Annotated in this window: 15 protein-coding genes; 4 read left to right on the forward strand and 11 right to left on the reverse strand. The window is 60.2% G+C overall.

The window, feature by feature from the left end; translation table 11 throughout:
* Positions 1 to 239: 239 nt before the first annotated feature.
* The 10 genes from OU682_RS14620 to OU682_RS14665 all read right to left on the reverse strand — a co-directional run bounded on the left by OU682_RS14620 (position 240) and on the right by OU682_RS14665 (position 8,554).
* Positions 240 to 2,486: a calcium-binding protein gene (locus OU682_RS14620; RefSeq protein WP_268942903.1), complete on the reverse strand. Its 2,247-nt coding sequence runs from the start codon at positions 2,484 to 2,486 to the stop codon at positions 240 to 242.
* A 1,200-nt stretch (positions 2,487 to 3,686) separates the two neighbouring features.
* Positions 3,687 to 4,520 (reverse strand): hypothetical protein, encoded by an 834-nt coding sequence (locus OU682_RS14625; RefSeq protein ID WP_268942904.1) that lies wholly within the window; start codon positions 4,518 to 4,520, stop codon positions 3,687 to 3,689.
* The gene (locus OU682_RS14630; RefSeq protein ID WP_268942905.1) at positions 4,517 to 5,164 is read right to left on the reverse strand and encodes a metallophosphoesterase; all 648 of its coding nucleotides are present in this window, start codon (positions 5,162 to 5,164) and stop codon (positions 4,517 to 4,519) included. The genes OU682_RS14625 and OU682_RS14630 overlap by 4 nt, the downstream gene beginning before the upstream one ends.
* Positions 5,161 to 5,475 carry a hypothetical protein gene (locus OU682_RS14635; protein WP_268942906.1) on the reverse strand — a complete coding sequence of 105 codons (315 nt, stop codon included), beginning with the start codon at positions 5,473 to 5,475 and terminating at the stop codon, positions 5,161 to 5,163. Before OU682_RS14635 ends, OU682_RS14630 begins: the two co-directional genes overlap by 4 nt.
* The gene (locus tag OU682_RS14640; RefSeq protein ID WP_268942907.1) at positions 5,468 to 5,800 is read right to left on the reverse strand and encodes a helix-turn-helix domain-containing protein; all 333 of its coding nucleotides are present in this window, start codon (positions 5,798 to 5,800) and stop codon (positions 5,468 to 5,470) included. Before OU682_RS14640 ends, OU682_RS14635 begins: the two co-directional genes overlap by 8 nt.
* Before the next feature lie 46 nt (positions 5,801 to 5,846).
* Positions 5,847 to 6,284, reverse strand: a complete 438-nt coding sequence (locus tag OU682_RS14645) for a hypothetical protein (RefSeq protein ID WP_268942908.1) — start codon at positions 6,282 to 6,284, stop codon at positions 5,847 to 5,849.
* On the reverse strand, positions 6,238 to 7,116 hold the full coding sequence (locus tag OU682_RS14650) for a YdaU family protein (protein WP_268942909.1): 879 nt from the start codon (positions 7,114 to 7,116) through the stop codon (positions 6,238 to 6,240). The genes OU682_RS14645 and OU682_RS14650 overlap by 47 nt, the downstream gene beginning before the upstream one ends.
* Entirely contained in the window at positions 7,113 to 7,517 is a 405-nt protein-coding gene (locus OU682_RS14655; protein ID WP_268942910.1) for a RusA family crossover junction endodeoxyribonuclease, read from the reverse strand. Before OU682_RS14655 ends, OU682_RS14650 begins: the two co-directional genes overlap by 4 nt.
* A complete protein-coding gene (locus tag OU682_RS14660; RefSeq protein WP_268942911.1) occupies positions 7,517 to 8,035 on the reverse strand; it encodes a hypothetical protein in 519 nt (172 codons plus the stop codon). The genes OU682_RS14655 and OU682_RS14660 overlap by 1 nt, the downstream gene beginning before the upstream one ends.
* A gap of 81 nt (positions 8,036 to 8,116) precedes the next feature.
* The gene (locus OU682_RS14665; protein ID WP_268942912.1) at positions 8,117 to 8,554 is read right to left on the reverse strand and encodes a hypothetical protein; all 438 of its coding nucleotides are present in this window, start codon (positions 8,552 to 8,554) and stop codon (positions 8,117 to 8,119) included.
* Positions 8,555 to 9,059: 505 nt separating this feature from the next.
* On the opposite strand from OU682_RS14665, the gene OU682_RS14670 reads away from it, so the two are divergent.
* Positions 9,060 to 9,362 (forward strand): helix-turn-helix domain-containing protein, encoded by a 303-nt coding sequence (locus tag OU682_RS14670; RefSeq protein ID WP_268942913.1) that lies wholly within the window; start codon positions 9,060 to 9,062, stop codon positions 9,360 to 9,362.
* Positions 9,363 to 10,261: 899 nt separating this feature from the next.
* Here OU682_RS14670 and OU682_RS14675 read toward each other — a convergent pair.
* Positions 10,262 to 10,525 (reverse strand): hypothetical protein, encoded by a 264-nt coding sequence (locus OU682_RS14675; protein WP_268942914.1) that lies wholly within the window; start codon positions 10,523 to 10,525, stop codon positions 10,262 to 10,264.
* Between the two features lie 250 nt (positions 10,526 to 10,775).
* Here OU682_RS14675 and OU682_RS14680 point away from each other — a divergent pair, with 250 nt between their 5' ends.
* The 3 genes from OU682_RS14680 (at position 10,776) to OU682_RS14690 (ending at position 12,437) form a co-directional block, all read left to right on the forward strand.
* Positions 10,776 to 10,994 carry a hypothetical protein gene (locus tag OU682_RS14680; RefSeq protein WP_268942915.1) on the forward strand — a complete coding sequence of 73 codons (219 nt, stop codon included), beginning with the start codon at positions 10,776 to 10,778 and terminating at the stop codon, positions 10,992 to 10,994.
* 145 nt (positions 10,995 to 11,139) lie between these two features.
* Entirely contained in the window at positions 11,140 to 11,466 is a 327-nt protein-coding gene (locus OU682_RS14685; RefSeq protein WP_268942917.1) for a hypothetical protein, read from the forward strand.
* Positions 11,467 to 11,471: 5 nt separating this feature from the next.
* Positions 11,472 to 12,437, forward strand: a complete 966-nt coding sequence (locus OU682_RS14690; protein WP_268942918.1) for a YqaJ viral recombinase family nuclease — start codon at positions 11,472 to 11,474, stop codon at positions 12,435 to 12,437.

Here is a 12,437-nt window from a genome sequence, read left to right on the forward strand (position 1 = left end):
CCCGTGAACGGCGAGCGCTCGATGCACTCGATGGTATCCGCGGGAACAGGTAGCAAGCGTCAGATTCAGAACACTAGCGCCCCGCCCGAAGACTGAAGGGCAGATAGCTCGAAAGGCTCACGTCATCGCGGATAAAAGACCAATGTCAGGTCAAGGTCATGCACAAGTAGTTTGGGTTCGTCTGCCCGAACGGGGTGAGCGCCCAGGCTCACCCCTAGGTTTGGAATATTCAGGCTTGATCAATCAAAGAACGCAAAATCATTCTTGGTTAGACCGTTTATGGAGTTAAGCGTTCCGATAAGAACAGCGTCGATGTTGGTGTCGATGAGCCCGTCGCCATCAGTGTCCTGACCTCTGCCGTCCTCATCAAACCAGAGCCGGTGCGCATCCGTTTCGAACACGAAAGTCGGGCCGTTCGTGGCGGCAACATGGCTCATTTGGTTGAGAAGCCTGAAGTTGAAAGAGTCCACATCAAATTCCGACTCCAGGACCGCAAGCTTGTCTACACCCTTCTGGAAGTCCGTAATGACATCATGCGGCCAGTACGGGTCATGCGAAAGGAAGCCGTCATCTTGTTCGAGCACGAAATGATCTTGGCCAAGCCCGCCCGTCATGTTGTCGGCGCCGGCGCCGCCTTCCAGAACGTCATTGCCGCCGCGGCCGTTCAGAACGTCGTCCTGGCCTCCGCCACGGAGCGTATTGGCAGTGGCATTCCCAAGAAGGTAGTCATCATGGCCTGAACCGGTGATGTCCTCGATATTGAAGATCCGGTCGTTGCGGGCTGCGCCGGCGTTCGCGGCTTGGCTGACCAAGTCGATGTAAACCGACAGATCCGCATCCGTGTAATCAAGCTGGTCATAGCCAAGCCCGCCATCCACGGTGTCGCCCAGATAGTCCTCCTCCCGGAAATAGGAGCCAAGATGGAAGACATCCTGGCCTTCATTCCCGTAGAGCTTGTCTGCGCCATAGCCGTCGTTGAACACGTCGTTGCCCGCTTCGCCATAGGCGGTATCGGACATCCGCAAGTCCGTGTCGTCACTGTCGTTGAAGGTGTCATCGCCTGCACCGCCCCGGAGAATGTCAACGCCGCCTTGACCATCCAGAGCGTCGTTGCCGGCACCCCCGACCAAGACATCGCCGCCGCCGCCGCCGCTGAGGATGTCATTAAGACTGCCGGCAGTCACCCGGTCCACCCCGTCACCGCCATAGAATTCCAGAACTTCGAACCCATCGACTTTCGTGCCATTGGCCAGGGTGGTCAGGGTCTGACCCTGGGTCGCCAGGTTGTAAGTGACGCCGATATTGCTGTTCCACACATAAGCGAAGGTCATGCGGATCGTGTCCACGGTCCCTGCAAAGTCTCCCCCAATCGCTCTGTCGCCAATACCCGCCCAGATGATGTCGCTGCCGGCCCCGCCCTCCAGGTTGTCCCATTCAAGGGTGTTGTCAAAGTCGAGGAAGGCATCAGAGTACAGTTCGTCTGCTTCTGCTCCACCAAGAATGGTGTCCGACCCGGCTCCCCCCTCGAGCGTGTCGCGGCCTCGGGCCCCGTCAAGAAAATCATTGCCGGTTTCGCCCTTCGCACTGTCGTGGCCGTCTTCTCCGAAAAGCCGGTCATTCAGGGCTCCGCCGGCGATGGCGTCGTCTCCCAGGCCGCCATGGATCACGTCATTGCCCCTGGGATTCCAGTAATAGTCGCCCTCGTCCCAGTCGATATAGCCCACGAGATCGCCATAAAGGGAGTCGTTGCCATTGCCGCCCTGAAGCGTGTCGTTTCCATGGCCCCCGAAAAGACTGTCCTCCCCGCCGCGACCATTCAGGAGATCCGAGCCCAACCCGCCCTGAAGCTCATCCTTCATCTCCCCGCCGCTCAGCTGATCGTTGAAATCCGAGCCGCGGATTTCATAGCGCTCAACATTCTGTATGATGATGTTGCCCGGCGCAGTGTAACTGGTAAGATAGTCCTTCGCATTGAAGACTATTCTGCTCGTCGCCAGCTTGTAGCTGGCCTCGAGCAGGTCGATGCCTGCGCCTCCGTTGATTCTGTCGCCCGACATCTCGCTGAACGACCCGACAATAAACGTGTCATCGCCGTTGCCGCCGTCCAGAATGTCACCGCCGGATCCGCCATAAAGGCTGTCGTTGCCCTCGCCGCCATAGAGTGCGTCGCCAAGATCTGCCCCGGACGAATAGTATCCATCCCCGTAAAGGCGGTCATCACCATAGCCGCCATAGAGCGTATCGGCACCGGCTTGCCCTTCAAGGTAATCGTCGCCAAAACCACCGCGCATCGTGTCTTGGCCCGCGTCACCTTCCAGGCTGTCGTTGCCATATCCGCCGTCGACGACATCATTGCCGGTTCCGGCATTAGCGTAATCGTCTCCATCGAGAAGATTTATGATGTCATTTCCGGTCGTATTGTTCCCGTAGTACTGGCCGATTGCATCTCTGTCGGACCAGCTATTCTTACCTGTAAACACAGCCATGGTGCACCTTTTGATCTGTGGATGTTACTTCAACATGTATTCAAGGCCCTGACCTGCCGCCCGCTTGACAGGAAGTTCGGCCAAGTAGAGGCGTCGGCATTTGCTCCGCGCGAGTAGCGCTGCAAGACTGTGGCTGGCAAAGATGAGCGCCCTGCCATTGATCGCTACTGGCGATTAAGCGGGATCATCGGCAACTGGGCCGTAGCCTCCTGCAGGCGGAGATTGCTGGTGTGGCCTGCAGCCACGGACATGCAATAGCCGAAGTTGAAGCTCGTTTCGGGAAGGTTGGACAAAGACAGCCAACCAGTTCCGGCAGTTGGCCGCTGCTTTCAGCAAATGAAGAAATTGGCGGGACAGTTGACCAGTTCTGACTCTCCGGACCCGCGCCAGGGCTCCCGAATGAAGGCTGCAGATGCCAACCCAAACGTGCTGAATTGCTCGTCGTGATCCGTCCGAGCCGATCAGTTGTTGGTCGGCTCTCTGCCCCAAGCCTGGCACATAGTTGGCACCTTCGAACACGTGGGACCTAGGTCCACATCCGGGTGTTGCGCCAAACGGACTGAAGAGGATTTGCGACAGGTGCAAATCTTTTCCGTGGAAACCTCCACTGCTCTGCCGGATTGCACAGAATTCGTTTGGACAGATGACCCCGGACATATCCGAGCTTGTTTGGGTGCCCTTCATCCCTGGATCAACACGAATGACCAAATTCACCGCCTGAACCGCCGCTAAAGGCTACCCTGAAGAAAAGAATCACATTGCGATCAAATATCACGTAAAAAAAACATTTGTGATCAGTCTTCGCAGTAACTTAACTATTTTTTCCTGATCCTGAAGTTCAAGCGAGAAGTAAGAAGAGTAGCCTGTTACTTGAGGTGGTCGCGCTGTGATTGCTTTATGACGGGTGACGGTGAACCTATGCTGACCGTGCCGCAGATCATGTCAACTTAGCTGCCCACCACCCGGCAACAGTGCGGCATGCAGACGAAGAGGGCATCGAGCGACGGCACCTGACCGAACTCGCCATAAAGGTTGGTGGTATCCAAATACTGCTTTGGCCCAAGCACCCTAGATGCTCTGGGACCAACGCTGTTACCGCCAGCTTCAACTGCTTCAATCAGCCGTTGCAGAGCCTCGCTCACTGCCGCCCCTCTTCGACCCACCGGCGCGCGGCTTCGTCCTCGGGATGCTTCCTGTCTATCATTCCCCTGCCCTCCAAGGCGCCATAGGCGGCAGCGCGTCCGTCAGCTCGATCCCATGCAGGCAGCCCCGCAGGCTGGCCTGCAGGTGCAGCAAGGCGCCCACCCAATCCAGGTAGTTGCGGCGCTTGGCTGCGATCATGCGAGCCGTGCCGGTGTAGCTGACCGGGCAGACCTCGCCGGTCTTCACCCGCTTGCGGCTGCGCTCATCGCGCCAAGTCCAGATGCTGCCGGTCTTCTCCGTGGCGGCGGTGAAGATCGCCGCGCGCTTCTCCAAGTCCCATCCGCATGGCTCCCACCCACACGGCACGATGGCCAGCCGCTCGCCCTGTCCCCAATCGGGCACGCTACGCAGGCGCGCCAGCTCGGCTACCTGCGTAGCCATGCGAGCGCCGCCGAGACCAATCGGCAGGGTCTCAACGTACGAGGCGATGATCTGCGCATCGGCTGCCGGGTCGCTGGTACCGCCGCCGTCGACGGCTGTGCCGAGGATCGCCATCTGCATGCCGCGCCACAAGGGGTCCAGGCCCACGCGGTCGAATTCGTGGGCGCCGTACTGGTCAAAGTCGATCTGCGCCTTCTCAGTCAGGAAGGCCCATTCCAACGCGGCTTGGATCGACATGACGCGCGGGCCTGCCTGGTCCGAGCGGTCGCTCGTGCGGATCCGCGGCGCGTTGGTCGTGGCCTCGGCCTGCGGCTCGACCTGCGCAGCCCTGCGACGGGCTTTCCGCGCCGGCTGCCGGAACTGCGACGGGCATACCGTAACCGGGTGCCTTTCGAGGTACACGTCGATCAGCGCGCGGTCGGGATCGTTGATCGGCCGGTGAATGCTCATGCCTGCACCTCAATGATATCGACCGGCCCCCCAGCGATAGCGTCATCGAAAACTCCGATGCAGAGGCGTCCGAAAAACACGGCCCCACAATCAAGATTGGTCCGGTGAATGTAGCGCTCAGGGCCGTGTCGCTGCGGTGTGTGCCCGTGAACAACATGCTTGCCGCGATAGCCAACATCAGCACCCTTGGGATAGCGGGTCCAGAGCACAGTGCGATCTGGCGCTTCCGCAAGGTCGTATTCCTCGGGAGCGAAGGCGTGGACATAGACGCGGTGCTTGTCCTGGTGGAATGTTGGCAGTGCTTTCATCCAAGCAGCGTCAGACATCATGTCCTCGTCACCGTAGCTGTCGATCGTCTCGGCTCCGCCATTCATCAACCAGCTTCCCGCCATCATCTGATCTTGGTCGATGAGAGCTGCAGCCATGAAATCCTCATGGTTGCCCTTCAAAGCCACCCACGGCAGACCGTTCTCAACACCGTTGCGAATGCGCTGGACGACCTGCGCCGATTGCGGCCCTCGGTCGATATAGTCGCCCAGAAAGATGATCTTGTCCGCACGACCCGCAGAGCGCACGGCAAAGAGGCCGTCGCAAAGAAGGTCAAAGCGGCCATGAAGGTCCGGAAATACATAGGTTCTGCTCATGCGTCCTCTAGCCCCATTTCGCGGTTGGCGCTCACCCGTGGGGCGGGCGGGTTTTCGATCAGGTCTTGCAGGATGGTCAGGCCACGCGGCTTGCGGATCTGATAGCGGCCAATGGCAACTACGGTTTCCACGCCACACCTCTTGCACTGCGCGTCCAGCCCTTTGCCCCACTCCGGCTCCTCCCGGGCGATGCCTTCGGCGAGATGGCGGCAGGAGCAACCCTTTGACTCCATGCGGACATACATGCCGATACACGGGCAGCCCTTGCCGTCATGCTCAACCCAAGGGCCCCACTCCTCACGCTCACTCATCGCTGGCCCCCGTGCTGGCTTTCGCAGCTGCATCGCGCCGCGCTTGTTCGCGGCGAACCGCCGCCATGATCGTCGTGTGATCCCGCCCGAAGGCCCGGCCGATCATCGAGAGGGACATGCCGTTGCGGTGCGCGATGAAGCAGACCAGGTCGCGGACGCGGCAGTCATCGGCGCGCTGGCTGCGGCCCATCACGGCGAGATAGCTGTGCCCGGTCCACTCGCAGACCTCCTTGGCAATGGTGCGAACAGTGGCGCGGGTTGGGTTGAGCCGGCCGGCCGACAGCTTGTCGGCGTCAGTCATGAAGTTGGCGACAGGGGCGGTCATTGTGGGGTTCCTTCTGTCAGGCGGTGGTCAGGCTGTGGGGTGTGGGTCAGGCGCTGCGCATTTCGGCTTGGATGGCGTTGATCTCCTCGGCCGAGGCCTGTTCCTTCAGCGGCTCGATGCGCTTCACGGAGAATCCAAGCTCCACCAGGATCGCGTTTGCGCGCTCGGCGCTGATAGGCTGACGCTTCTCAGGTTGAGTGCTTTGCTGGGCGGCCCGTCGTGCCATTTCCGCCTTGCCGCGCTCGGCCTTGAGGATGGCCAGCACATCGGCTGCGTTCGGCTTGCGGCGGGGATTCTCGCGGCGCCATTCGCGCAGGCCCCAGCGGACTTGCTCGAGGTGCCAGTCTTCCAGTTCATCAGCCCAATCGGCCAGGACCGCGGCTTTCATCTGCGGCGCCAGTTCTGCCTGCCAGTAGCCCTGCAGGATCACCTCGACCTCAAAAGCAATCCTTGCTCGATGGTCTGCGCATTGTTCCGGCGACATGGAGCGCGTCACGCAGGGCGTCGGATGCGGCAGCTTGACGATTTGTGCGGGTAGGTTGGACATCTTGCCCTCCTTCGATCGGTGTCAGCTTGGGTCGAGATTTCAGTTCGCCAGCGAGGCGGGCGAGGGGTTCGGTGAAGTAGGCGAGGGTCTTGGGTGGACCGTCCCGCTTGGATCGGGTCAGGCGATCAACCTCGGCGACGACTTGATCCTCAGTCAGCTCCAGGTCGTCGCGCCATTGCATGACCAAGGCGCATTCGGCTTCGTCCGGCAGGAATGTCTTTCCGCGGACGGAGACTGATCCGAGGGGTTTTCCAAAAGCTGCGCAGACCCGTTCGAGATAGGTCTGATCGGCGGCTTTGTTATCGCCCCCATCACCACCACCACCACCACTACTGTTGGGTTGTTGGGAAGGATGGTTCCCCGGTTCATCCGTGGTTATATCCGTGGATGATGGCGGCTCATTATCTTTCAGTGGGTTACAGGATTTTTCGCCCGTTTTACGGTAGGACTGTTGCTTAACCTGGCGTTCGACGTAAGTGGCTTCTTCTTGTAACCGCTTTGAGAAGACGGCCCCATCCTCGGCGATCAGAAATTCCCGAATGACCGGGCCAATGCGTGATTTCCAAAGCCGAGACGACACGCGAGACACGCGCGCAAGGCGGTTGTCGTCGTCGGGGAAGTCGCAGCTTTCCCGAGTCCACATCGCCATGAGAATGAGGAAGTACGCGCCAATCTCGTCGGCCTCCAAGTGCTGCGTGTCACGCTGGAACGCGTCCACCCAGATCGGACAGGGGCGCTTGGCGCGCGCGGCTTTGGCGTTGAAGCTCACCCCAGTGCCTCGACCTGCACATAGGTTTCGTCGTACCGGCCCCACCGCTTCACGCAGCGCACGTCGGCGACCTGGCTGTCATCACGCCAAGCGATGCGGTTCAGGCCGTCCTTGATGGCTTTCGCGAGGTTGTCCGAGTCCGGCTTCTGGATGTGAAAGCCGCCCTCCAAGGCAGCCTTCTTTTTCTTGCTCCACGATGCCGAGACGGCGAACACGGCCACGATGCGCAGCTTCACTGGACCCTCGATGGGATCCGGGAAGTGCGGCCGCGCAATCTCTGCGACCTTGCTTTCGAAGCTGACGGTTTCCTTGGGCGTATAGACCCGTGCCCGGCCGGCGACGATCGCCGCCTTTGGACGCTGCTTGGCAAAGGGCCGTCCCGGTATCGTGAAGTCTGCCATCACTCGAAGTCCTCGGGCTTCGGCAACTGGCAAGGCTCGTCTTCCTCCGCGGACTCGCCCTCATCATCCGGGGCGCCGGCGAACATATCGCCTTGGTCGGGCTGGATGTCGGCAGCCTCGCGCTCGCCCATGAACTTGTCGCTGTCGATCATCACGATCTGAACCATCTCGCCGACATGATCGCCCAGGACGTTGCGGTTCAGCTCGATGTTCGGACAGGTGATCTTGGCCTCGATCCCCTTGGTACCGCCGATCTTGACCTCGCCGAGGGTAACGACGGCATGCGGAAACTCGTGGGCGATCAGCTCGCGCACCACGCCGCGCACCAGGTTCTTCGCGGCAAGCTCGAGGCCATTGACGATTTCGGCCTGCTCGGCCTCGGTCAGGAGAGCCCAATTGGTTTTCATGTGCCGGATGCGGCTCAGCATCGCGTCGCGGATATCGCCGCGTAGGGTGTCGAGCTGCAGGTCGGCTTCCTCGCCTTCCATGTCGTGGTGAATTTCGGCGTGTGCATTCATGGGAATTGGTCCGGTGCAGGTTTGCCGCTGGACGCCGCGGCCGCGTGGGGCGCGCGAGGCTGATTGCCCCGCGCAGGGGGTTCACTTTGCCGCCTTCATCAGCCGCGCCTTGGCGGCCCTGATTGCCCGCTCAGCGTCCTCGAGCTGGCAGATCGCATCAGCCCGCAGGCCTGCGCAGTCCGACTGGCCCGCCTGGATCAGCGCCGCGATAGCCTCGCCGTTTTCCTTTGAGATCACGGCGGCATCGTTGATCGGGCTGATGTTGTTGCCGGTCACGGCGGCGGCGATGTTACGGCGGGCCAAGGCCTGGGAAACCGGATCGCATCCAAGGGCATCCTCCAGCGCGACGACGTCGAACACGTCCCAGTTTAGCGTACCGTTGGCCTTGCGGCTGATCGTGCCCTTGACGGTGTGGCAGCCCCAGCGTGCGTTGATGGTTTCGGCTACGGCATCGAAGCAACCGAGGCGGCCAACCATCGCGCGCATGTGCGATCCAACGATCAACTTGAGGTCAGCCATGGGAAACCTCGATTTCTTTGAGCAGCCTCACGCCCGTGGTACTTTCTCGGCGTGGGGACTGGAGGTGTTCAGAGTGGAGTGGGTGGCGTGTCATCAGTCTCGCCTGCGTGCCGTGTGGGGCGGATGTGGAAATGCGAGGAAAGGGCGCGGCGGCGGTTAGGCTGCTGCATCCTCTTGAGATTGGTCGGCGGGCAGAAAGTCCGGGAAGAAGTGGTTCGGAGTCAGGGGAAACCCGCGCCTGATGGCCTCAGTAAGCAGCTGAGCCTGAATGTCCGCGGGAATGAACCCTCCGGTTCCACCCCGATCTTTCGGATAGGTCCAGCGATGGATGCGAGACACATCGCGACCCGTCATGTCTGCCACGGCTTGAAAGCCGCCGCAGAGCTTGATGATGGTTTGTGCAGGTTCCATACTCGTAATTATTGCGATTATCGCAAATTAAGGCAAGGGCATAGTTTGCGGTTATCGCAGTATTATGCTGTTGCGATTTGCGCAACATAGCCCCATGGAAACGATTGACGCTAAGTGGATCATTGACCGGTTGACCGGTAAGCGCGGCGAGAAGAGCGCCTTGGCTAAGGCCATGGGCGTGAGTGCCGCTGAGGTTAGTAAAATACTGAAAGGCGAACGGCGAGTTCAACCAGAGGAGATGGCTAAGGTTAAAGCATTCTTTGACGGTCCCGATGCTCCTGCCAGGCCAGCAGAGAAGCGGTTAGCGGACCGCCTGAAGCTGCTAACCGATGAAGAGCTTGATCTGATGTCAGGCGCTGTAGACGGGCTGATCGCTCGTCGCCGTGAGGGAGGTTGATGATAGCCTCTACCTCCACCAAGACAGCTTCCGCGTCATCGTTCATCTTTCCTCGAATCCCTTTCGTATAATGAGAACAATACAGGAACATCGCGAGCGTTGGAACACCCCTTGAAGCCCGACTTTTTGCGCGTTTGTGCCTTAAAATCATGCGTTACCAATATCTTGTGCTTAACCATACACAAAAACGCTTTAGTTGACCGCTATGCTAGCAGCTCGCGCGTTGTTAGTTGTTCTGCAGGTCAATTTTGCAGGTGTTTTGCCCGTTGATAAACGTCCGAAAACTAACTCTTTGGACAGGTCAAGACTTCCGGTCGCTCCATAGATCTCCGCCTGACGACACCTTTGCCGGCTGTGGTGCGGCCACGCTGTGATAGGCATGGCAGGAAGGGCCAGCACCGGTGGGAACGCTTCATCGAGATTGCGGGGATAGACCCTGGTCCATCAGCCTTGCTGCCCTTCGCTGGCGCAGCAGGTTGCTCTGTGGCACTCAAGTAGACTTACCACTCCAGGGATGTAGGGCTTCTCATCTCCCATCATAAGCGGCCTTCTGGCCGTTACGCAGGAGGATGTCAGGCGAGTAGTGTCACAGCAGCCCAATCTCCCGATGCCCAAGCAATACCTACTTCAACCCTTCGAAGTGCGGGGTGTCTTATGCCAAGACCTTAGTCTGATCAGACGGGCGCGGTCATTGCATGATACGCGGAATGAGCATACCAGCCGGCTGCAATGCAATCTTCACTTACCCCAGATTGCATACTCACCCCCGGCGCCACGACACGCCGGGGGTTTTTCCATGGGGCTTGTTAAAACTTCCCAACCAGCGCTAACATCTTGGTGCCCTACCTATGACGGTAGGGTTGTAGTACTGAGTACGCCCCGCCACGAGCGGGGCTTTCTCATGCGTTGACGGCTAGTTTCTCGGTCAGTGCCTCCAGACCCGCAATCGCGACGTCATAGCTGGACCCGGCCTTCGGGAAATCGGCTCGCTGCTTGCGGTAGAACGTCAGCCATTCGTCCAGTTTATTTAATGGTACGTCCCTGCCCACTGCTGGCCGGTGACCGTGAATGTCTTGTTGTCGTGCGTGATCTTCATAGCGCCGTGATGGCCGGATCGGGACCGAGTCGCAAGCGCCGCCGTTCGACGCTGACATGAGCAGCATGGCAGGCTCGAATCATGAGTGCGGCATGTTATTTGCGATTATCGCAATATTTAGGCTTGCGCTACTTTTGCGATTAACGCAATATTTCTCTCAACAGCACATCCCGTGCTGGATGGAGAAAAGCCCCAATGCTTTCGCATGAGACGTTTCAAAACCCCATCACGAACGAGGCCCTCGGCCAGACCATCCTGCACCTGATTTACGCCCAGCTTGTTCTGCTGGCCTCGGCTGAACTGACGAGGTTGCGCTGATGGGCCGCCTCGATCCCCTCAACTGCATCGCGTGGGGCAGCATCGGCCTCGGCATCATTCTGTTCTGGGTCTGGCTGGCACTGCCTCTCCTGCCCCCGAGTGCGGAAGCGCTGCAGGCCGCGTGGGAGGCTGTGGAAGCAGCTGGCACCCTCAACGGCTGCAAAACACTATCGCTTCTACCGGGCGAATGCGTCGCCTGGGCTCAGGAGGCGCGCTGATGTCTCCCGAACGCCTCCACGAACTCGGCAGCGCGCTTGAAGCGGCCGCCACCATGGCCCCCCGGCAGCCCCATCAAGATGAACCCCCTCGAAATCGCCCACGCGCTGATGAGCGCCGTGGCGCAGCTCAAGGAGATGCAGCGCCATGGCTGATCTTCCCCGCATGATCCGCACCCCTATGCCCCCGATCCTCTACCTGGTGGTGCAGGACTTCGGCCCCGGCTTTGGCATCGGCAGCGGCGACGTAACCGGCTGCCGCGACACGGCCTATGACAATTTCGCGGACGCGGCAGAGAACGGCCGCCCGGTCGCAGTCTGGGAAATCGCCACCCATGGTGGCCTTCCGGTCTGCCTCAAGGACGACACCGACACCTTTGAACGCGAACTGCAGGAAGTCTGCATCGCCCGCGATCTCGACTGGCCGACCGTGCGCCGGATTGAGGACGCGCCATTCCCCATCGCAGCGGAGTAATGACTATGAACCAGATCGTGGGAAGGGATTTCCTGGCGCGCCGCCGCCATGGCATCGGCGGGTCGGACATTGCGGCCATTGTCGGCCTGTCCAAGTTCGCCACGCCCTATGACGTTTGGCTGTCGAAGCGCGGCGAGGCCGTCGAGGAAGATGGCGACAAGCCCTGGCTCTATTGGGGCTCGATCCTCGAGGATGTGGTCGCGAAGGAATACGCCCTGCGCACCGGCGCCAAGGTTCAGCGTGTCAACGCGCAGCTGATCCACCCCGAGCATTCCTTCGCCATGGCGAACATCGACCGCGCTGTCGTGAACCCGAATATTCGCGGCAACGTCCGCTGGATCGACGGGCGCCTGACCACCGACCGGATCCTCGAGTGCAAGACGGCCAACGGCTTCGCGGCCAGTGTCTGGGGCGCCGATGGCACCGACGAAATCCCCGAAAACTACCTCTGCCAGGTGCAGTGGTACATGGGGATCACCGGCGCGCGCTACGCCGACTTGGCAGTGCTGATCGGCGGCAGCGATTACCGCAGCTACACGATCGAGGCGCACCCTGAACTGTTCGCGGACCTGCTGACTGAGGCCGCGGTGTTCTGGAAGCTGGTCGAGGAAGGCATCGCACCTGACCCGGAAACCGTGGCTGACGCGCAGGCCCGCTGGCCGCAGCACCTGAAAGCCAAATCGCATATGGCCAGCGGCGCGGCCGCGCGCGCCGTCGATGACCTTGCCGAGATCAAGGAACAGATGGCGGACCTTAAGCGCCGCGAGGACGAGCTGAAGCTGGTCATCATGGCCGACATGCAGGACGCCGAAGTCCTGACCGACATGGGCGAGCCGATCGCCACCTGGAAGATGCAGGTGTCCGAGCGGATCGACACCAGGGCGCTGCGCAAAGACCACCCCGAAATCGCTGCTCTCTACAGCACCGAATCCACGACGCGCGTCCTGCGCCTCAAATCCAAGAAGGACTGA

It is taken from the genome of Paracoccus benzoatiresistens (assembly GCF_026913015.1).
GTDB classification, from domain to species: Bacteria; Pseudomonadota; Alphaproteobacteria; order Rhodobacterales; family Rhodobacteraceae; genus Paracoccus; species Paracoccus benzoatiresistens.

What these genes read in the sequence shown, in the direction of transcription:
- OU682_RS14680 (WP_268942915.1), top strand. Translation starts at nt 10,776, where the DNA reads ATGGGCCGCCTCGATCCCCTCAACTGCATCGCGTGGGGCAGCATCGGC.
- OU682_RS14690 (WP_268942918.1), top strand. Translation starts at nt 11,472, where the DNA reads ATGAACCAGATCGTGGGAAGGGATTTCCTGGCGCGCCGCCGCCATGGC.
- OU682_RS14670 (WP_268942913.1), top strand. Translation starts at nt 9,060, where the DNA reads ATGGAAACGATTGACGCTAAGTGGATCATTGACCGGTTGACCGGTAAG.
- OU682_RS14675 (WP_268942914.1), bottom strand. Translation starts at nt 10,525, where the DNA reads ATGCTGCTCATGTCAGCGTCGAACGGCGGCGCTTGCGACTCGGTCCCG.
- OU682_RS14660 (WP_268942911.1), bottom strand. Translation starts at nt 8,035, where the DNA reads ATGAATGCACACGCCGAAATTCACCACGACATGGAAGGCGAGGAAGCC.
- OU682_RS14655 (WP_268942910.1), bottom strand. Translation starts at nt 7,517, where the DNA reads ATGGCAGACTTCACGATACCGGGACGGCCCTTTGCCAAGCAGCGTCCA.
- OU682_RS14645 (WP_268942908.1), bottom strand. Translation starts at nt 6,284, where the DNA reads ATGTCGCCGGAACAATGCGCAGACCATCGAGCAAGGATTGCTTTTGAG.
- OU682_RS14620 (WP_268942903.1), bottom strand. Translation starts at nt 2,486, where the DNA reads ATGGCTGTGTTTACAGGTAAGAATAGCTGGTCCGACAGAGATGCAATC.
- OU682_RS14640 (WP_268942907.1), bottom strand. Translation starts at nt 5,800, where the DNA reads ATGACCGCCCCTGTCGCCAACTTCATGACTGACGCCGACAAGCTGTCG.
- OU682_RS14625 (WP_268942904.1), bottom strand. Translation starts at nt 4,520, where the DNA reads ATGAGCATTCACCGGCCGATCAACGATCCCGACCGCGCGCTGATCGAC.
- OU682_RS14635 (WP_268942906.1), bottom strand. Translation starts at nt 5,475, where the DNA reads ATGAGTGAGCGTGAGGAGTGGGGCCCTTGGGTTGAGCATGACGGCAAG.
- OU682_RS14630 (WP_268942905.1), bottom strand. Translation starts at nt 5,164, where the DNA reads ATGAGCAGAACCTATGTATTTCCGGACCTTCATGGCCGCTTTGACCTT.
- OU682_RS14665 (WP_268942912.1), bottom strand. Translation starts at nt 8,554, where the DNA reads ATGGCTGACCTCAAGTTGATCGTTGGATCGCACATGCGCGCGATGGTT.
- OU682_RS14685 (WP_268942917.1), top strand. Translation starts at nt 11,140, where the DNA reads ATGGCTGATCTTCCCCGCATGATCCGCACCCCTATGCCCCCGATCCTC.